Annotated in this window: 15 protein-coding genes and 5 pseudogenes; 2 read left to right on the forward strand and 18 right to left on the reverse strand. The window is 62.7% G+C overall.

What is annotated here, in order from left to right:
* Window positions 1–10: 10 nt before the first annotated feature.
* Window positions 11–1,504: a Mu transposase C-terminal domain-containing protein gene (locus tag LRS09_RS28525; protein ID WP_257810584.1), complete on the reverse strand. Its 1,494-nt coding sequence runs from the start codon at window positions 1,502–1,504 to the stop codon at window positions 11–13.
* A 206-nt stretch (window positions 1,505–1,710) separates the two neighbouring features.
* On the opposite strand from LRS09_RS28525, the gene LRS09_RS28530 reads away from it, so the two are divergent.
* Window positions 1,711–3,333, forward strand: coding sequence for an ISL3 family transposase (locus LRS09_RS28530; RefSeq protein ID WP_257810582.1), 1,623 nt, complete (start codon window positions 1,711–1,713; stop codon window positions 3,331–3,333).
* Window positions 3,334–3,345: 12 nt separating this feature from the next.
* On the opposite strand, the gene LRS09_RS28535 is transcribed toward LRS09_RS28530, so the two are convergent.
* The 15 genes and pseudogenes from LRS09_RS28535 to LRS09_RS28600 form a co-directional block, all read right to left on the reverse strand.
* Window positions 3,346–3,798 carry an NADH dehydrogenase ubiquinone Fe-S protein 4 gene (locus LRS09_RS28535; protein WP_374684948.1) on the reverse strand — a complete coding sequence of 151 codons (453 nt, stop codon included), beginning with the start codon at window positions 3,796–3,798 and terminating at the stop codon, window positions 3,346–3,348.
* Window positions 3,799–3,863: 65 nt separating this feature from the next.
* Window positions 3,864–4,061: pseudogene (locus tag LRS09_RS28540) on the reverse strand (Hsp20/alpha crystallin family protein); the annotation flags it as partial.
* Window positions 4,062–4,170: 109 nt separating this feature from the next.
* Window positions 4,171–4,571, reverse strand: a pseudogene (locus LRS09_RS30515) (transposase).
* Between the two features lie 169 nt (window positions 4,572–4,740).
* A pseudogene (locus LRS09_RS30520) lies at window positions 4,741–4,959 on the reverse strand (transposase); the annotation flags it as partial.
* 309 nt (window positions 4,960–5,268) lie between these two features.
* Entirely contained in the window at window positions 5,269–6,552 is a 1,284-nt protein-coding gene (locus LRS09_RS28550) for an MmgE/PrpD family protein (protein WP_257810587.1), read from the reverse strand.
* A 37-nt stretch (window positions 6,553–6,589) separates the two neighbouring features.
* Window positions 6,590–7,198 carry a protein dehydratase gene (locus tag LRS09_RS28555; protein ID WP_257810589.1) on the reverse strand — a complete coding sequence of 203 codons (609 nt, stop codon included), beginning with the start codon at window positions 7,196–7,198 and terminating at the stop codon, window positions 6,590–6,592.
* Between the two features lie 276 nt (window positions 7,199–7,474).
* Window positions 7,475–8,638, reverse strand: a complete 1,164-nt coding sequence (locus LRS09_RS28560; protein WP_257810590.1) for an acyl-CoA dehydrogenase family protein — start codon at window positions 8,636–8,638, stop codon at window positions 7,475–7,477.
* Between the two features lie 3 nt (window positions 8,639–8,641).
* Entirely contained in the window at window positions 8,642–9,445 is an 804-nt protein-coding gene (locus LRS09_RS28565; RefSeq protein WP_257810592.1) for a citryl-CoA lyase, read from the reverse strand.
* Complete coding sequence (locus LRS09_RS28570) at window positions 9,445–10,359, reverse strand: SDR family NAD(P)-dependent oxidoreductase (RefSeq protein WP_257810593.1); 915 nt, start codon at window positions 10,357–10,359, stop codon at window positions 9,445–9,447. The genes LRS09_RS28565 and LRS09_RS28570 overlap by 1 nt, the downstream gene beginning before the upstream one ends.
* Before the next feature lie 11 nt (window positions 10,360–10,370).
* Complete coding sequence (locus LRS09_RS28575; RefSeq protein WP_257810594.1) at window positions 10,371–11,330, reverse strand: hydroxymethylglutaryl-CoA lyase; 960 nt, start codon at window positions 11,328–11,330, stop codon at window positions 10,371–10,373.
* The gene (locus LRS09_RS28580; protein ID WP_257810595.1) at window positions 11,327–13,348 is read right to left on the reverse strand and encodes a biotin carboxylase N-terminal domain-containing protein; all 2,022 of its coding nucleotides are present in this window, start codon (window positions 13,346–13,348) and stop codon (window positions 11,327–11,329) included. Before LRS09_RS28580 ends, LRS09_RS28575 begins: the two co-directional genes overlap by 4 nt.
* A 4-nt stretch (window positions 13,349–13,352) precedes the next feature.
* A pseudogene (locus LRS09_RS28585) lies at window positions 13,353–14,961 on the reverse strand (acyl-CoA carboxylase subunit beta).
* A gap of 63 nt (window positions 14,962–15,024) precedes the next feature.
* Window positions 15,025–15,513 (reverse strand): annotated as a pseudogene (locus LRS09_RS30525) (phenylacetate--CoA ligase family protein); the annotation flags it as partial.
* A gap of 13 nt (window positions 15,514–15,526) precedes the next feature.
* Complete coding sequence (locus tag LRS09_RS28595; RefSeq protein ID WP_257810596.1) at window positions 15,527–16,351, reverse strand: phenylacetate--CoA ligase family protein; 825 nt, start codon at window positions 16,349–16,351, stop codon at window positions 15,527–15,529.
* A gap of 25 nt (window positions 16,352–16,376) precedes the next feature.
* Window positions 16,377–17,321, reverse strand: coding sequence for an acyl-CoA dehydrogenase family protein (locus tag LRS09_RS28600; protein WP_257810598.1), 945 nt, complete (start codon window positions 17,319–17,321; stop codon window positions 16,377–16,379).
* Here LRS09_RS28600 and LRS09_RS28605 point away from each other — a divergent pair.
* On the forward strand, window positions 17,320–17,526 hold the full coding sequence (locus tag LRS09_RS28605; RefSeq protein ID WP_257810599.1) for a hypothetical protein: 207 nt from the start codon (window positions 17,320–17,322) through the stop codon (window positions 17,524–17,526). The two genes, LRS09_RS28600 and LRS09_RS28605, sit on opposite strands and share 2 nt — an antisense overlap.
* 25 nt (window positions 17,527–17,551) lie before the next feature.
* Here LRS09_RS28605 and LRS09_RS28610 read toward each other — a convergent pair whose 3' ends face one another.
* Window positions 17,552–18,331: an enoyl-CoA hydratase/isomerase family protein gene (locus LRS09_RS28610; protein ID WP_257810600.1), complete on the reverse strand. Its 780-nt coding sequence runs from the start codon at window positions 18,329–18,331 to the stop codon at window positions 17,552–17,554.
* Entirely contained in the window at window positions 18,328–19,509 is a 1,182-nt protein-coding gene (locus LRS09_RS28615) for an acyl-CoA dehydrogenase family protein (protein WP_257810601.1), read from the reverse strand. Before LRS09_RS28615 ends, LRS09_RS28610 begins: the two co-directional genes overlap by 4 nt.
* Window positions 19,510–19,529: the final 20 nt, after the last annotated feature.

Raw genomic sequence — 19,529 nt, forward strand, 5'->3', positions numbered from 1 at the left:
AGCCGCCGTCTTATTGGTTGCCGCCTGGACCAATTCTCGCTGCGCGACGGCGGTGTGGACGATGGCGCGGGTGTCGACTTCGCGACGGCCCTTTGCACGTAAGGGTACGCCGGGCGGTGAGTGCCTCGTGCAGCGTTATCGAGGGCAGGGTCACGTCGGCATAACGGGCCTCGACGAAGTTTCCCGATGGCCGCCGGACGAAGATGCGCGCCATGTCGCGCGGATCGTATTTTACGAGTAGGCGCCGGTCAGAACGTCCGACGTCGGCGCTCAATGCCGGCGACCAGTAGCGCAGTTTGAACAGATGAATCCCGTCAGGCATCAACGTCCGCTCCTGCTCCGGCAGGAACGTCAGCCAGAAGCGCATTCGATCTTGCGGGAACCGAAGCGGGATTTCGCCCTCGTGCTCCCGCCACACCGCGATCGGCGGTCGACCCAGACTGCTGTGGATCGATTGATGATAAGCGCCGACAATGTCGAGAGCGATGTAGCGCTCGAGCTCCCTCAGAGTCAGTGCCGCATGTCGCTTCGAGTCATAGGCGCCCAACTCCTGTTCGTGGCTGAACGTTGTTCCGGGCAGGAGATGCAGCCTGCCCATCTGAGTGCCGATCAGGCGCTCGATATGACCGCCGAAACGCGGCTCACCGGGTGGCCGCCACTCGATCGCGATGCCCGCGTCCTGGCACCCTCGCTTGAAGGCCCGGCTTCGGAAGTCGGCACCATTGTCAACATGCACCATGTCCGGCAGACCGGCGACGGGCCAGGGCTCCGTTATCTCGCGCTCCCGCAGCCATGCCGATTTGTCGAAGACGGAGTGTAGCAGGCACATGCTGGTGGACAGGCGGGACGGCGCATCCATCGTGAGATAAAAGCCGGTCACCATCCGGCTGCAGACATCCATAGCCAGCGTCAGCCATGGCCGTCCGATAGGCTGCCGCGTCTCCTCGTCAACGACAAAGATGTCTGCCTTGGTATGGTCGATCTGGACCACTGCCAGGGGACGGGAGACCTCGAATGATCCGGGGACGGCCGTTGTCGCCTTGACGATTTTCTGTTCGCCACGCCGATTTGCGCGCTTCTGCAGGTCGATGTCCTTCACGCGGGCGACGATCGTTCGGCGATGTGGCGGCTTCAGCCCGACCGTAATACAGTTCGTCTGCACGTCCCGCACCAACTGCGAGATCGTCGGTCGGGTCCGCTTCAAGTAGAGCTTTTTGATTGTCTTGCTAACGATCTCTTCCCGTTTCTCGTCCAGCGCACGATGACCCACAGGACGTCCGCGCCTGCGATCGACAAGAGACAGAACGGTCCCACCGACGCGGAACAGCTTGATCAGCCGGTAGGCCGTCGCCTGGCTCACATCCATCTCGGCAGCGAACCCCGAAACGTTTGCCGCGGTCGTGCCGTCAGGATTGCGCCTCAGGAATTCACGGAGCGCATCTGCCCTTCGGCAAGCTTCATCCCAAAGCGCTTCGTCGATCTCATCAGGGAACCGATCGCTCATGGCAGGCTCGCGAGGAAAACATAACGAGTCTCATTCTCACATTAAGTGGCAAAAGCCAATGGGCATTATCGAATTAACTGCCCATTCGCAAATTAAGTGCCGGCGTAAGCATCTGAGATCATTGAAGCATGATTCTCATCATTAAGGGTTCTTCCTCACTTTGTGTGGTTAACAGGTTGTAGGCATCGCATTTGCTACCTGCGGGAATGCGCACGAAATCGAAATGGTCACCCGGCCCAGGGGTCAATGTTCTGGGCATCTCACTCCAAAACGACGGCAAATGGGCCGTTTCCGCGGTCGCGAAGCCAGTCGGAACGTGTCCGGATTGCTGTATGCGAAGTCGTCATCGGCACGGTTGGCGCAAGCGCACTCTTCAAGACCTTTCGGTTCAGGGGCAGGTGGTGAACGTTCAGCTCACCCTGAGCCGGTGGCAATGCAGACACCGGGAATGTCAGCGGCGAACCTTCACTGACCGATTGCCTGATATCGCTGCACCCTACACGCGGCGTACCGCTCGGATGGCCGCGATTGTAGACTTGGTGGGTTACAGCATGGGTGGCCGCCCCGCGGAACATCTGATGGGTCGCCTTGGTATGCCTGTCAGCGATGACACGATCCTTCGCCAGATCAAACGAAGAGCTTCGGTCTCAATTCAGGATGCAGTGAGAGTCGTTGGCATCGATGATTGGAGTTGGCGTCGCTCCACACGATACGGCACGATCATGGTCGATCTCGAGCGTCGTGCAGTCGTTGATATTCTGGACGACCGCAGCGTTGCGAGCGCGAAAGCATGGCTGCAAGCACGTCCCTCTATTGAGGTCGTCAGTCGAGATCGTTGCGGTCTCTATGCCCAGGCTTCTCGAGAGGGCGCGCCGCAGGCCCGCCAGGTGGCGGATCGCTTTCATCTGGTTCAGAATCTCAGGGCGGCTATCAAGGAACAGATGAGCCTTTGCGGCCATGCCAACGTCAGACCGATACTGTCGGAAGACGCCATTGCCAGCACCACGGCTCAACACCGCCGTGCGCGCCTTGCCCATCGGCAGTCGCGCCAGGAAATATTCGAGATGCTGCATGCTCTACGCCAGCAGGGTCTCACCTACAGTGAGATTGCTAGACGCACGGGATTTGAGCGTCGGAGCGTCACCAACTGGCTAACATCAAGTGCACCCAGGGACAGAAATCGAGCGGCATTGAATCCGACATCCCCTTTGTATTTCGAAGCGTTCCTGGCTGAGTGCTGGAAGGATGGAAACCGCCTTGGGCGTCATCTTTTCCATGACCTCAAGAACCGGGGCTATACTGGAAGCCGTTCGAACCTGGAACGACTTTTGCAGGTGTGGCGACAAGCCGAAAACGTCCGCTCCGAGGTGACGCTGCCCGAGGTAAAGGTTTCAGAGCCTGTCCGTGATCCTGACACTGGCCATGTCATCTCTGCCGATGCCGTCGCTGCTTTGTGCATCAAGCCGCGCGGCCTGCTGACAAACCGCCAGGCAAGACGGGTCGATGCATTGAAGCAGGGCTCAGAAGCGTTCCGCGTGATGCGTGGCTTGGCAATGCGCTTTAACGGAATTCTGCGCAGCAGGAACCCTGATGCGCTGGATAAGTGGATCGACGATGCCATCGAGACCGAACTTACGGCAATCATGCGATTCGCCAGTGTCCTGCGGCGGGATATCGATGCCGTGAAAAACGCAATCGAGCTCCCTTGGAGCAACGGTCAAGCCGAAGGCCAGATCAATCGCCTAAAAACACTGAAGCGAGCCATGTATGGCAGAGCCGGGCCAGAACTGATGAGAGCCCGTATGTTACCGTTGAATCACACAAAGTGAGGAAGAACCTCATTAAGTGCCGAGCGACACCTGCAACCAGGCATGCTGCAGCCGGTTCTGGACAATGTCGAAAAAGGCCTGCTCCTCCATTGTCCGCCGTGCGGCAGGATCGTGCCGATCAGGGCATGAAGTATCCTGCACCACATAGGTGAGACCCTGACGTTCCGCGTAAGCGATCGCAGCCTCGCGGGTCGGGAAGCTGAGTTCTACCTGGGTGAGCGTGTCCCTGGAGCCGGTATAGCCCATCAGTGGCTCGATGAAGGGCGCACTCCGGCGCTCGAACGATAGCCGCCAGGCCCGACGAGGCCGTGCGGATGTCATCGCCGACCGCGCCGGCCTGTAAATGCGCGCAACCGCATCGCGCGGGAAAGTGGAGCGTCCGAAGGACAACGCGAAAGAACCGACCGGACAATTGTCGTTGTCGGGCCGGTGATTGTTCGCCGTGGGAACCGTATTGTTGTGCATAGTTCGTGTTTCCCTCGCAAGAGAAGGAGATGCTGGAGGCGGCCAGACCGCCTCCAGCACCGTAGTCAGTGCTTGCCGTTGATGGCGATGCGCTTCGCCTTCGCCTGCGCACGCTCGGTCTTGGGCAGGGCGACGGTCAGCACGCCATTCTTGAAATCGGCGCTGACCTTGTCGTCCTCGACCTCGTAGCCGAGTGGTATGCGGCGCTCAAAGCGGCCGTAGAAGCGCTCCGAGAACTGACGGTCCTTGTCCTCGGTCTCGGAATAGGGCGTAAAAATCGCCCTCAGCAAGGCGTCTAGGCTTGCATGACGTTCTTTTCGTTCGGGTCCATTGCGATCAGGCAGGACAAGCTCATGAGCAGACGCCAGGGCGCTAGGCCGTGTGGACGAATTTGATCAAGCATAGTCCCGCTGCGAAGCTGACGATGGATCGATAGTTACGGGCGGTTTTCTCGCACCGCAGGGCGACGCGCTTGAAGCGTTTGACGACGCCGATGCCCTGTTCGATGCGAGCGCGAGCCCTGTAGAGGACCTTTGCGAAGAAAGCGGGCTTGTCCTTCTCGTTGGCCTTGTAGGGAATGACCGGGGCGATGCCTCTGCTCGTGCGGCGGCCCGGTTCGCCTTGCTGGCATAGCCTTTGTCGCCGATGGCGGCGCGGGGCACGATGTCCGGCCCGATGTCGAGGAGGATGGGGAAGTGCGGCGCGTCGCCTTTCTCGCCGCCAGTCAGGTCGAAACCGATCATGGTTCCCGATGCATCTGATTTGACATGGATTTTCGTCGTGAACCCGCCCCGCGAGCGGCCGAGCGCTTGACCCTGCTGCCCCCTTTTGCGCCGGCCGCTGAGACATGGGCACGCACGATGGTGCTGTCGAACATCTGGATCTCTGGATCAGATGCGCCGATGTGCTCATCGAAGCCAGCGTGTCGAAGAAGGCCTCGAACACGCCCGCCTTGCTCAGCCGGTCGAAGCGCTTCCACACGGAATTCCAGGGACCGAACCGCTCCGGGAGCGCACGCCAGCGCACGTTCTCCACCCTGAAGAAGTGCATCGCTTCCAGGAACAGCCGGTCGTCCGCCGCCTTGCGCCCGCGTCGCGGCAGGCAGGCCCGGAACACCTCCAGCGTGTGCGCCCAATCTGCTTCCGTCATCCTTGTGGACATCGCCGACCTCCAGAATCAGTCGGCTATCTATGAATCAGACCGGATTCCGCGACGGAACCCTCAAACCTATATCTGAGTCAATTCGTCCACACGGCCTAACAGCGGGGTGAACCACACAAATTGAGGAAGACCCCCAGACCTTCAACACAGTCTGATTGGGTTCGACATTCGTATCCAGTGGTGCCGAAGTAAGAAGAACAGCAGTCAATCAGCGAAGCAGCGATCCGATCTCATCGAGTGAAGCAACCGACCAAAGTTTGCGGGAGACGCGAGTCCACCCATCGCCATCGAGGGCGCCACCATACTGTGCTAGAGTACGCGCTTTTTTTCGATCTCGTCGCGCGTCAAGGTGTTACCGGGGTCTCCTTTCGGCTCGTCGACACGGGCTGTCAAAACCGTCCCGCCTCGTATCGTTACCGATACTTTCCCCATCCAGGTGGCCGGGTAGTTCTGCTCCACTTCCGGGTCGAAGATCATGTCGACCCTTCGCATGAGCTCTCGGACCGCTTCATCCTCCAGGACCGTATCGAATTCGTCCAACCCGGCGCGCCGATGCACGGCAATGAGCCCCAGCGTAGCAGGCATCGAGAATTTCGCCTGATGCACAGTGGCGGGCCGCACGACCGACCCCAGCACGTCGATTGCCGCCTGGTGAACGTGAGCGGTGACATGCTGAATATCATCGGCGCGCAGATCGTGCTCATGCAGAATTTTTAGCAAAGCGTCGGCGGCAGGGTGCGTGTGGCGGCATGACGCATGAAACTTAAAGGAGGTCTCGGCGAGCGCCCATCTCACACCAAGACCAGCTGTGATTTTTGCGGGGTCGCAGTTTCGTGACATTCCTGCGCCCATGCCTTGTTCCCCCTCCAAGATGCGACGTGCGCCGGTAAACCCCCGCGCTGCGAGACTTGCTGCAGTCATCCCGTTGGCTGCAGCCTTCCCGGTGTGGAGCTGCTTGGAGTCGGCGGCGTCTCTGAGAAACTCCCATACACCCGCGGCCTGGGTTCCGGCCGAGCCGAAAGCATTGAGCATCTGCTCAGAGCCCAACCCAAGCAGCCGGCCAGCAGCAGCGGCCGCAGCGAGAGTGCCCGCGGTTCCCGTGGTGTGAAAGATCTTGTAGTGCGGAAGGCCCAGATATTCGCCGGCGCGAATGCCTGTCTCATAGCCGGCGACGCATGCCGTCAGGAAGTCGCGGCCACTTGCGCCGATATTCTGGGCCACGGCCAGTGCGGCGGGAAACACCACCGCCCCCGGATGGAACACTGAACCATTGTGCACATCGTCCTGCTCAGAGACGTGCGAAGCGGCAGCGTTAACCATCGCGGCGAATAGCGGTGAGGTCATGCGGCCCGAGATGAGCACTTCTGACCGGCCATGGTTGGGGCCCATTTCCTTGGCGAAATCGTCAACCGCAAGGATCGCGTGATGGCGTGCGCCTGAAAGCGCCGATCCGGCCCAATCGACAAAGAGGTCTACGCACCGTTCGACGACATGTTCGGGAATATCCCGTATGGACAGCGCTGACGCGAATTCAGCCAGTTCGGCAGTGCCATGTTCGCCAGAACGCTTCCGGCTCGTCTCCGTTCCGCTCAACATCTTCTCCCGTGAATTCGATCGTTCGTTAAAGCGATCAGGACTGATATGTGCCTTGCATTGTTCTCAGTCCGTCGGCTGTCTCGCACCACACCGTGCCTTCGGTCGGCGTCCCCTGTTGGCACAGCATCAACATCTTGCCGCTATAGCATGGCGCCAAGCCCCGATAGCTGAAAACTGCCGGTATGCGGCCACATGCCTTCGCGGCCAGATTGATGAGTAATGTAGCCTGCAGCGGCCCATGAACCACCAGGTCTGGATAGCCCTCGATTTCGCAGGCATAGGGACGGTCGTAGTGGATACGATGGCCGTTGAACGTCATTGCTGAATAGCGGAACAGCAAAATGGGATCGGGCGTCAGGACCTCCTGCACGCGCTTTGCCGCCTCGGGCGGAACAGCGGGCGCGGGCCCGGGCACCGTGCTTGCCCGATAAACAATGTTCTGGGTCTCGACAACCGCGGTTTCGCCGTCAGCGACATATTTGTGCTTGACCGCAACCAACACCAGCGGGCCACTGCGCCCTTGTTTCAGGGTCACATCGGCGATGACCGACCGGCGCTTGACGGTTCCCAGCGCAGGCAGCGGCCTCAGATGCCGCAACTCGCCGCCGGCCCACATGCGCGAAGGCAGAGGCACAGGAGGCATAAAGCCGCCCCGGGCCGGGTGTCCGTCCGCTCCAAGCGTCTCGAAATCGGCTGGAGGCAGTGTGAGGCACCAGTGGAGGCCCAGTGGTCCGTGCCCTGCCTCGGCGGGCGCGAGCCACCGGCCCAAGGTCGCGCGGTGCCCGTGCCAGCAGTACGTCGCTAATGGTTTCCGAAGCGCTCTCCTCAGTGCCGATCCAGCCTCGCAGATGATCGATGTCGACTTCGGTTGTCATCCGCGCTCTTCCCGTTCCAGATTGCCGCGCCAGCACGAGGCGCCTCAAAACGACCTTGGCATGCCGAGGATGTGTTCCGCGACATAGGACAGGATCAGGCTGGTCGATATCGGCGCCACCTGGTACAGACGGGTTTCGCGAAACTTGCGTTCCACATCATGCTCCCGGGCGAACCCGAACCCGCCATGGGTCTGGATGCATGCATTGGCCGCCTCCCAGGACGCATCGGCGGCAAGCAGCTTGGCCATGTTGGCCTGCGCCCCGCAATCGCCGCCGGAATCGAAGCGGCGGCAGGCTTCGAAACGCATCAGATTGGCTGCCTCGAGGTTGACGAAAGCCTTGGCAATTGGGAACTGCACTCCCTGGTTCTGGCCGATGGGCCGGTCGAACACGATCCGCTCCCCCGCATAGGCGCGGGCTTTATTAATGAACCAGTAGCCGTCGCCGATACATTCCGCAGCGATCAGGGTGCGCTCAGCATTCAAGCCATCCAGGATATGATAAAAGCCGCGCCCTTCCTCACCGATCAGGTTCTCTTCTGGGATCTCGAGCTCATCGAAGAAAACCTCGTAGGTTTCGTGCCCCGGCATGTTCGCGATCGGGCTTACTCTCATGCCATTGCCAATCGCCTTTTTCAGATCGACCATGAAGATCGACAGGCCCTGCGCCTTGCGCTTGACCTCATTGATCGGCGTCGTGCGCGCCAGCAGGATCATTAGGTCGGAATGCCGGATTCGGCTGATCCAGACCTTCTGACCGTTGACCACATAGCGGTCGCCCGTCTTGACCGCGGTGGTCTTGAGCTTGGTAGTATCGGTGCCGGTGGTGGGTTCGGTCACGGCCATTGATTGCAGCCGCAGTTCGCCGCTGGCGATGCCGGGCAGGTATTTCCGCTTCTGCTCTCCCGATCCGTGCCGCAGGAGCGTGCCCATGTTGTACATCTGGCCGTGGCAATGGCCAGCGTTGCCGCCCGAGCGGTTGATCTCCTCCATGATGATCGAGGCCTCGGTTAGCCCTAGCCCCGAGCCGCCATATTCTTCGGGGATCATCGCGGCAAGCCAGCCCGCGCGGGTCAGCGCCTCAACAAACTCTTCGGGGTAGGTCTCATCCGCACCATGCTGGCGGTGATATTCGGGTGGGAATTGCGCGCAGAGCGCGCGCAGCGCCGCGCGCAGATCGTCATGGTTTTCGGGGGCAGAGGTCTGCATTCGTCACCTCGCCCTGTGCGCGCCAGGGCCGCTGGTCTCGAGGATCTCCTCTTCGGCGCGCTGCCATATTTCGTAGGAAATCGGATTTTCGCTCTCCTCGAGGATATGGCCCACCAGCCCGATCGCGCGCGCCATTACGCCAAAGCCGCGCACGATCTTCCATGGGAAGCCGAATTCGCAGCAGATCGCTCCGATCGCGCCAGTGGCGTTGATAGGCAGCATCTTGCCTGACTTATCTTCGGCCACGGCCTGAATTTTCTGGATCAGCGCGACATATTCGCCGGACTTGCCGTTCTCGGCCGCAATCTGGAAAAGCCGCGGCGCGCGGGGATCGACCGGCTTGTGCACCGGATGGCCCAGCCCAGGAACGATCGCCCTGCGGGCGCGGAATTTTTCAACCGTTTCAGCGGCGACAGCATCCAGATCTGCGCCGGTGCCCAGCTTGTCCTGCGGCAGCGCCTCGTACAGCATCTTTGAGGCGCCTTCCATCGAGCCGACGAACACCATGCCGAGCCCGCAGAGCCCCGCCGCGACTGCGGCCTGAAGCGATTCCGGCGCGCCCATATAGGTCATGCGCGCGGCCAGGGCGGACGGCGTGATACCATGTTCGACCAGCGTGATGACGATGGCGTTGAACACCCGGCTCTCCTCGGGCGTGGCCTTGCGGCCCGTCAACTGGAGAAACGCCAGATCGCCGAGGTTCATGTGGCCCAGGATCTCGTTCGGCAGGTCGAGTCCGCGCACGCAGATCTTATCGGGTGTGCTCCAGCCGATATTCGACGTAATTTTTTGTTTGCGCTTGCTCATCAAACCGGATCCCAGGAAAAGACGTCCGCCGACACTTCAAGCGGCGTGAAATGCGACTTGAGCGCGGGAATGGCATGCTCGGCGATCGTTTCGGCGGTCCAGCCGTCGCCGGAATGCACCGAACGCACCGGCCGCGGCTGGCTCATCAGGAAGATTTCGTTCATCCGAACTGCAAAGATCTGACCCGAGATCTCTGCGGCCTGATCGCTCAGCAGATAGCAGGCCATCGGCGCGACCTTGGCGGGCGTCATCTTCTTGATCTTCTCGACCCGCGCCTCCTGTTCCGGCGTGTCGGTCTTGATCGAGGAAATCATCCGGCTCCAGGCGAAGGGCGCGATGCAGTTGGACCGCACGTTCCAGCGTTTGAGGTCAAGCGCGACGGATCTCGAAAAGGCCGCAATACCCAGTTTGGCCGCCGAATAGTTCACCTGGGCGTAATTGCCGATCAGGCCCGAGGTCGAGGTCATGTGCACCAGTGCGCCGCCTTCCTGCTCGCGGAAATAATCCGTCGCGGCGCGCGAGGTATTGAAGGCGCCGTAGAGGTGTACCTTCACCACCGCATCGAAATCCTCGTGGCTCATCTTGTGAAAGAAGCCGTCGCGCAGGATTCCGGCATTGTTCACGACTGCATCGATGCGGCCGAATTCCTTCACGGCGGCCTCGACCATGGCCCGGGCCGCGTCCGGGTCGGTTACGCTGCCGCCATCGGCGATGGCGTCGCCACCGGCGGCCTTGATCTCGTCCACGACCGTTTGCGCTGCGGTGAGAGTGTGGCCAATACCCTTGAGCGTCGCGCCCAAATCGTTGACCACGACCGCCGCTCCCTCGGCTGCCGCCATCAGGGCGATCTCGCGGCCGATCCCGCCGCCCGCGCCGGTGACCAGCACAACCTTTCCATCCAGCGTCTTTCCCATATCAATCCTCCTCATCGCGCCTTGCGATATTTTGCGAGGCCGCCGGAATGCATCACCCGGCCCATCAGAGGCGCGCCGATGATCTCTTCGGCCTTGACCGAGGCGGCGATCAGCTTGTCCAGGTCGATGCCCGTCTCGATGCCCAGCTCGTGGCACAGAAAAACCGCGTCCTCGGTGCAGACATTGCCCGCGGCGCGCGCGTTGCCGTGGCCGGCGAAGGGGCAGCCGCCAAGGCCGGCGACCGAGCTTTCGAACATGTCCACCCCCATTGACAACGCCGCATGGATGTTGGCGATGCCCAGCCCGCGCGTGTCGTGAAGATGCATTCCGATGCGCGCCCCGGGCGCAATCTCGCGCAGGGCGCCGATCATGCGCTTGACCGCCTCTGGGTTGCCCCAGCCCATCGTGTCGGCGATCACGAGGATAGGTACCGGAATATCCTCTTCCTCGCAAAGTTGGAGGACAAAGCGGAAGTCGTTCAGGACCTGCTCCTGCGGAATCGGTCCCTGCAGGTTGCAGCCGAACGCGGTCATCACATAGGCCGCATCGACGGTGTAGCCCGCTTCCCTGTAGAGCCGCACCCACTCGCGCTGCCGCTCGCGCATCTCCGCTGAGGAGCAGTTGTTGTTTGCCTGTGCGAAAGCTTCAGACGGATAGAACAAAAGACGCGGGTCGATATCGACTTCATGCGCGGTCAACGCCTTGCGGAACCCCTTCTCGTTCAGCCAGAGCGAGGTGTATTTCACACCGGGCTTGCGCTTGATGCGCTGGAACAGCTCGCCCGTATCAGACATCTGCGGCACGTATCTGGGGCTGACGAAGCTACCCACCTGAATGCGATTCAGCCCGGTATCGCTGAGCATGTCGATCAGTTCGATCCGCTGTTCGATGGGGTAGGGCTTGCTTTCGATCTGAAAGCCCTCGCGCGGGCCTTCTTCACGAAACTCTACGAACTTGGGAAAGTCGGTCATGCCTGTTCCTTTTCGAATGGTATGATCTCGGCGATCATCTGGCCGCGATCCACCATCATGCCTTTGGAAACCGCAACATTCGCGGCCATGCCGGAGGCAGATGCCTTGATGGAGATCTCGAGCTTCATTGATTCCAGGACCGCTACGACATCGCCCTCCGTTATCGCGTCGCCTTCGGACACTTTGACGTCGACGATCATTCCGGTTAGTGGCGAGACGACGATCCTTTCGGCAGCGCTGTCGCCGCCGGCCGAGGCCAAGGGTGGTGCCGGGCGGAAGACAAGCCGGCCCGGCGCAGCGTCGATCTCGATCACCTCGGAATAAAGGCGCGCGGTTGCCATGTCTACCGTCTCGCCACGCGCCACGCGCCACCGGCCCGGCGCGATCTCACGGCAGGAGAAAGTGAGGGCGTGTCCGTCGCTGCCGTAGACCGTGTAGGTGTCGCCGGAGCGGACCGGACCGACGCAGAGCTCCTCAAACCTTCCCGCTGCGTCGGTCAGCATCACGCGCTGGCCCGCCTCCATTGCGTCGCCGCCAAGGCCGAGCCGCCAGTTGGTAAAGAGGTCGCGGTTCGACCAAGGTTCGGCGGCGCCGTCTGAGCGCCCGCGGGTGACGAAAAGCACCGCTGCCATGGCCTTCCAGAGCCGGGCGCCCGGCACTTTCGCCGCCGCGGTCAGATCGTCCAGCCGCTCGTCGATCCAGCGGGTGTGGACGTTCATTTTCCCGAAATCGGCGTTGCGGGCGAGCGCGGCGAGGAAGGCGCGGTTGGTCTCGACGCCTTCGACCGCGACATGATCCAGCGACAGCGCGAGCCGCGCCAGCGCTGTCTCGCGGTCGGGCGCGTGGATGATCAGCTTGGCGATCATCGGATCGTAGTAGGGGGTGACGGCATCGCCTACCTCGACGCCGCTGTCGATGCGCAGACCGTCGGGCAGGCTCAACGTGGTCAGCGTGCCGGTGGAAGGAGCGAATTGCATCGACGGGTCCTCGGCATAGAGCCGTGCCTCGATGGCGTGACCGTCAATCGTCAGATCGTCTTGCTTCAGGCCAAGGCCCGCACCCTCGGCAATACGCAGATGCAACGCCACGAGGTCGAGCCCGGTGATCGCCTCGGTCACGGGATGTTCCACCTGGATGCGCGGGTTCACCTCGAGGAAAAAATAATCCTCGCCCGCCACCAGGAACTCCACCGTGCCGAGCCCGCGGTAGTCGAGCGTCTCCCCCAGCCGCACGGCGTCCTGGGCGATCCGTTCGAGCAGGTCGCGGGGCAGCCCCCAGGCGGGGGCTTCCTCGATCACCTTCTGATGCCGGCGCTGCAGCGTGCAATCGCGCTCGAAAAGATGCACGACGTGGCCCTTGCCATCGCCGGCGATCTGCACCTCCACATGGCGGGCCTCGGGGAGGAACCGTTCCAGCAGGAGACCTTCCGAGCCGAAGGTAGACTTCGCCTCGCGCAGCGCACCCTCGATGTCGGTCATCAGGGTCTTTTCGTCTGCCACCAACCGCTGTCCACGTCCGCCGCCGCCGCCCACGGCCTTGAGCAGCACGGGCAGCCCCATCCGGCGCACTTCGGCGGCGATTTGATCGGGATCGGACAGGGCGCCCGCGGCGCCCGAGATCACCGGCAGGCCGGCCGCGATGGCGGCATCCTTGGCGCTGGCCTTGTCGCCGAACCGTTCCAGGGTTTCCGGCGTCGGTCCGATGAAGATCAGACCGGCGGCCTCGACCGCGCGGGCGAATTCGGGGTTCTCGGCGAGGAAACCGTAGCCGGGATGGACGGCGTCGGCCCCGGTGGCCTTCGCCGCGGCCAGCACGGCGTCGATGCGTAGATAGCTTTCCGAGGCCGGCCCGCCGCCGATGCAGATCGAGTGGCCGATCTCGCGCACGTGGAGCGCGTTTACGTCGGCTTCGGAATGTACGGCGACAGGCCGGACGCCCCGTATCCGCGCCGTGCGGGCGATCCGGCAGGCGATTTCGCCGCGGTTGGCGATGAGAAGCGTCTTGATCCTCACTGTCACCGCCTCACATCCTGAAAACGCCGAAATGGGTTTCGACCTTTCGCCGCCGTGAGGTGATGTCGAGCAGCAGCGCCATGACGTCACGGGTCTCGCAGGGCTCGATCACGCTGTCGACCCAGAGGTTGGAGGCGAAGTTGTAGGCGCCCTGGAAATCCTCGTATTCCTTGCGGATAGGCGCCTTGAAGGCCTCTTCCTCCTCCTTCGTCCAGGTCTTGCCCTCGCGCTCGTTGATCTGGGCGCGCACCTGGGCCAATACGCTCGCCGCCTGTTCCGGCCCCATGATCGCAGCGCGGCCGGTCGGCCAGGCGAACATCGCGTCGGGCTGGAAGGGGCGGCCCAACATGGCCAGGTATCCTGCTCCGTAAGAACCCCCGGTGATGATGGTGAACTTCGGCACCCGCGCCGAGGACATGGCGGTGATCATCTTGGCGCCCGCCTTGGCGATTCCCATCTGCTCGACCTCGCGGCCCACCATGAAGCCGTTGACATCGGCCAGGAACAGCAGCGGAATATCGCGCTGCACGCAGAGATTGATGAAATGCGTGGCCTTCAGCGCCGCTTCGACGAACAGCACGCCGGTATTGGCGAGAATCCCCACCTCGTGCCCGTGAATGCGGCCCCAGCCGGTCATCAAAGTGTCGCCGTAGAGCGGTTTGAACTCGTGGAAATCGCTGCCGTCGACCAGCCGCGCCACGATCTCGCGGTTCTCGGTGGGTACTTTGGGGTCCCGGCTGACGATGCCGTAGATCTCTTCTACCGCGTAGGCCGGGTCGCGCGGCGACGCCGGCGTCTTGCGCGGGGAGAGCTTCTCGCCCAGGTGCTTGACGATTTCTCGCGTAATGGCGAGCGCGTGGGCGTCGTCCTCGGCGAGATGGTCGGTCACGCCCGAGACCGAGCAGTGCATCTTGCCGCCGCCGAGGGTCTCGTTGTCGACCTTCTCCCCAGTGGCGGCGAAGGTGAGTTCCGGCCCGCCGAGATACATGAAGCCCTGGCCGCGCACGATGACCACCTCGTCGCAAAGCGCCGGGATATAGGCGCCGCCGGCGGTGCAGGGGCCCATGACCACGGCGATCTGCGGCACGCCGTCGCCCGACATCCCGACCTGGTTGTGAAATATCGAGCCGAACTGGCCCTCGTCGGGAAAGATGTTCTCCTGGTCAGGCAAAAACGCGCCGCCGGAATCGACCAGTGTGACGACCGGCAGGCGATTGGCCCAGGCGATCCGCTGGGCGCGCACGTGCTTACGGCAGGTCATGCCGAAATAGGTGCCGCCCTTCACCGTGGCGTCGTTGGCGATGATCATGCAGTGGCGGCCCTCAATCACGCCGATGCCAGTGATGATGCCCGCGCCGGGCGGCACGCCGTCGTAGCTTGTCGAGCCCGGCGAGTTCGCCGAGCTCGAGGAACGGCGCGCCCGGGTCGATCAGCCGCTCGACGCGCTCGCGCGGCAGGAACTTGCCCTTCTTCACGTGGCGCGCCCGTGCGCTTTCCGGCCCGCCGACGCGTTGGCTGAGCCGCAGCGCGTGCAGCTCGGCCACTTTGGCGCGGTAATGCGTGTCATTGGCCCGGAAGTCTTCCGACCCGGTGTTGACCAGGGACTTCAGCTTCGTCATGGCAGATCGGGGTAGCTTTCTCAACACGAAGGCCACTTTGGCCGCGCCCGGCTTTTCGAAGGTGTCGGCATCGACGATCCGGACATCGGCCCGGAACACCAGGGCGTCGCGCAGGCGCTGCTCGATCTTCTTCTTCAGGTTCGCGTCACCGTCTCGGTCGCGGTCGGGACCGCGTTCGACGATGATCTTCAGTGGTTCCTGCGTGGTGTGGCCCTCGAAATCGGCCACCACACGCATCACGCCGTTCGTTTGCGGCACCATCTCGTTGACGATGCTGTTGATCGCCGAGGGAAACACGTTGGCCCCGCGCACGATCAGCATGTCGTCGGTGCGCCCTGTGCAGCGGATCTTGGGACCCGACCGGCCGCAGGCGCAGGTCGTGCCCAAGACCTCGATGAAATCGCCAGAGCGGAAGCGCACCAGCGGGCTCGCCCGGCGGCCGAGGGCGGTGTAGATCATCTCGCCACTGGCGCCCTCCGCCCAAGGGATGATCTTGCCGGTCTCGGGATCGAGCAGTTCGGTCAAAACGTAGTCCATGTTGACCATGTGCATGCCCGACTGCTGGTCACACTCGGCCCAGTAGGTCACGCCCAGGTCGGGTACCGCCCAGCATCTCGGTGCACTTGGCGCCCCACAGTTTTTCGATCTTGGCGCGGATCGCCGGAATGCCGCCGCCCGGCTCCCCGCCGACGACGACTCGTTCCACGCCCAGTCTGCTCGCTGGAACGCCCAGCACCTCTTCGGCCTTTTCGGCCAGGTGGATCACGAAATTCGGCGCCCCGACGACGCAGCGCGGGCGCGTGTCGGCGCAGGCGCGCAGGAGCCGGTCGGCGCCGCCGTCGGCTCCCACCGGCACGTCGATGGAGCCCATATATTGCAGGCCTTGCATCACCGGGATGCCGCCTACGAAGCCCTTGGCGAGCGAGAAGGCGTGCAGCACCATGTCGCCGGGCCGCACGCCGTTGGCGAAGAAGCAGCGCGCCGTCATCTCGTGCCACATCTCGGCATCGGATTCTGTCAACGCCACGTAGGAGGGGCTGCCGGTCGTCCCCGAGGACGCCTGCATCTGGATGATGTCTTCCACGGGCGCGGCGCGGTGGCGGCCGAAAGGCGGCTCGGCCGACAGGCTTTCGCGTATCTCGGTCTTGTAGGTGAAGGGCAGCCTCTGCAGATCCTCAATGGTGCGGATCTCATCGAAATCGATGCCGGCCGCAGCGAACTTGTCTTGGTAGAAGGGCGAGTTGGCCTTGAGATAGGCCATCTGCTCGACCAGCCGCTCCTCCTGGATGCGGCGCACCTCGTCGAGCGGCATGCCCTCGATCTCGTGCCAGAACCGGTCGTTGGCCTTCGCGCCGGCATCGGCCCGCCGGAAGCGCATTCCGTGTTGCATGCTTTCCTCCCTGGGTTTTTCGCGATCAATGCGACCGCGGCAGACCCATTACCTTCTCGCCAATAAAGCTGAGGCACAGTTCACGGTTCACCGGCGCGGTGCGTAGCAGGCGCACCAGCGGATAAAGCTCGTACAGCCCGGTATCTTCCGTGAAACCCGACCCGCCATGCGCCTGAAGGGCGGCGTCCACGGCTTCGATCCCGGCCTCGGCGGCGGCATATTTCGCCATGTTCGACGAGGCGCCGGCCGAAAGCTTGTTGTCGAATTCCCAGGCCGCGCGGTGGGTCATCAGGCTCGCCATTTCCACGGCCGTGTGGGCCTTGGCCAGCGGATGCTGCACGCCCTGGTGCGCGCCGATCGGCTGACCAAAGACGTTGCGCTCGCAAGCATAGGCCACTGCCTTCCGTAAGGCGAACCGGCCAATGCCGCAGCAAAGCGCCGCCAGGATGATGCGTTCGGGATTGAGCGAATCGAACAGGATCGAAAAGCCGTCGTCCACCTCGCCCACGATATCCTCGGGACCGAGATCCACCTCGTCGAAGAACAGCGTCCATTGTTCTTCCGGCAGTGGGATCGAGACCTTCACCCGCTGCATTTCTACGCCCTTCTTCTTCAGGTCCACGGCGAACAGCGTGAAGCCGTCGGTCTTGCGGGAGACCTCGGTGTGAGGCTTGGTGCGCGCCACCACCAGGCAGTAGTCGGAGACGTCGGCGCCGGTGATGAAGGTCTTTTCCCCCGTTAGCGCAAAACGGTTGCCCTTGCGCCTGGCAAGCGTCGTGGCCTTGATCGTGTTGGACCCCGCGCCCGGTTCGGTGATCGCAAAGCAGAACTGGATCTCGCCGCGGCAAGCCAGGGGCAACAACTCCTTCTTGTGAAACTCGGTCCCGTGGCTGGCGATATGTGCCAGCGACATGGTGGGGCCGACCACCATCATCAGGAGCGGGATGCCGTGGTTCGCCGTGCCCTCCATGAAGAGCGCCATCTCGGTCATGCCGAGACCGGCACCGCCATATTCCTCGGGGTACCATGATGCCGAGAAAGCCGTCCTCGGCGATCTGCTGGAACATCTCTTTGGGAAAGGCGTGCCGGCGGGCGTGATCCAGCCAGTAGGCGTTGTCGAATTTCTGCGCGAGCTGGGCGCCGTAGTCGTAGATCTGGCGCTGCTCATCGTTTAGCGTGAAGTCCATCCCGCACCTTTTGTCAGGCTTTGAAGGCCGGCGCGCGCCGGTTTTCGAATGCGTCCAGCCCTTCGGCCACGTCCTCGCTTCGTAGCGCGCGCACGGCAGCGTCGCGCTCCAGCCGCATCTGCTGGTCGAGGCCCATGTCGGCGCCTTCGCGCGCCAGGCGCTTCATCTCGGCGATGCCGGGCCGTGAGCGGGTGGAGATCGTCACGCAGTAGTTCAACGCCGCCTGGCGCAGCTCTTGGTCCGGCACGACGTAATTCACCAGTCCGGCCTGCTTCGCCTCGTCCGCCTTCAGCCAGCGGGCCGAGAACATCAGATCGAGCGCCCGGCGCAGGCCCATCAGCCGGGTCAGCCGCTGGCTGCCGCCCCAGCCGGGGATCAGCCCGAACTGCGCGTGCTGGTCGCCGAACTGAGCGCTTTCCGCGGCGAAACAGACATCGCAGGACAGCATCAGCTCGAGCCCGCCGGCCAGGCAAAGGCCCTGCACCGCGACGACCACGGGGAGACGGCTCTGTTCCAGCCTGCGAAGCCCTTCCATCCCAAAGGCGATGAAGTGGTCCAGCGCCTGCGCATCGCTCATCTTGCCTTTCACCTCGGTCAGGTCGGCGCCGGTGCAGAAGTGCTTTCCCTGTGCGCAGATCAGGATCGAGCAGATGTCGCGGTCGGCCTCAAAGCTTTCGCGGGCCCTGGAGATACACTCGTGGATTTCCAGCGACAGGCAGTTGAACTTGTCGGGGCGGGCGAGCTCGATAATGCCGACGCTGCCCTCGGCGCTGACATTGACGGGAACGCTCATTTCGCGCCTCCCTTGGCCTTCCTGTCGTATTGCAGCGCCATGCGGCCGACCTTCTCGCGCGCGATGACGAGCTTCTGGATTTGCGCGGTACCGTCGCCGATCTGCAGGCCCAGAACATCGTTGTAGCGCTGATGATGAGGCAGGTCGGTGGTATAGCCGTAGTGGCCATGCAGGATCAGGCACTGATGGATGATCTCGCACGCGGTTTTCGGCACGTACCACTTGCACATCGCCGCCTCCTTGGTGTGCGGCAGGCCACGGTCGCGCAGATCGAGCGTGTAGTAGCAAAGCTGTCGCATCATGGTGAGCTGCGTTTCGGCCTCGGCCAGCGGGAAGCTGACCCCCTGATACTGCGCCAGCGGCGCACCGAAGGCTTCGCGTTCCTGCACATAAGTCCAGGTCTCGTCCACCGAGGCCTGCGCCGCGCCCAGACATTCCAACCCGATCAGCGCTCGGGAATAGTCGAAGCCAGCCATGATCGTGCCGAAGGCACGGTCCTGCTCGGCCATCAGGCATTGGGAGGGGACGAAGACGTCGTCAAAGAAGACCGAACCGCGCCCCACGGGCTTGGTGCCAATGTCGTCGAAATGCGTGCGGTTGATGCCCTTTTCATTCAGGTCCACAAGGAACGCACTGACGCCCCGCGATCCGCCCTCTGGATCGCCGGTACGGGCAAAGACCACCGCCGCGTCGGCCTGCGCGGCAAAGCTCATCGACGTTTTCTCGCCGTTCAGCCGCCAGCCGTTGCCGGATTTGGCGGCCCTGAGTTGCAGGTTCGCCGCGTCCGATCCGCCGCGCGGCTCGGTCAATCCCAACCCTATCACCGCCTCACCCGCCGTGACGCGGGGCACCCATTCCTTGGCGATGTCGGGCAAGGCGTGTTTCGCGACCATGCCGCCCATCAGCGACCCCAGAAGCTGGATGTAGCTGACATTGAAATCGGCCCGCGCGATTTCCTCGACGATCAATCCGGCCGTGACGGAGCTCTCGCCCAACCCGCCGAACTCCTCGGGCAGATCGGCGCCGATCAGCCCAAGCGCCCCCATCTCCTTGATGAGCCCGCGATCCATCACGTGCTCGGTTGCCCGCTTCTGATAACTCTCGGCCAGCTTTTCACGTGCGAAACGCTGTGCTGTCTCTCGAAAGGCCTGCTGGTCATCTGTCGGTTGAAACTGCACGTGATAGCCCTCCCGAGCCT

This window comes from Mesorhizobium sp. J428 (assembly GCF_024699925.1).
Taxonomy (GTDB): Bacteria; Pseudomonadota; Alphaproteobacteria; order Rhizobiales; family Rhizobiaceae; genus Mesorhizobium_A.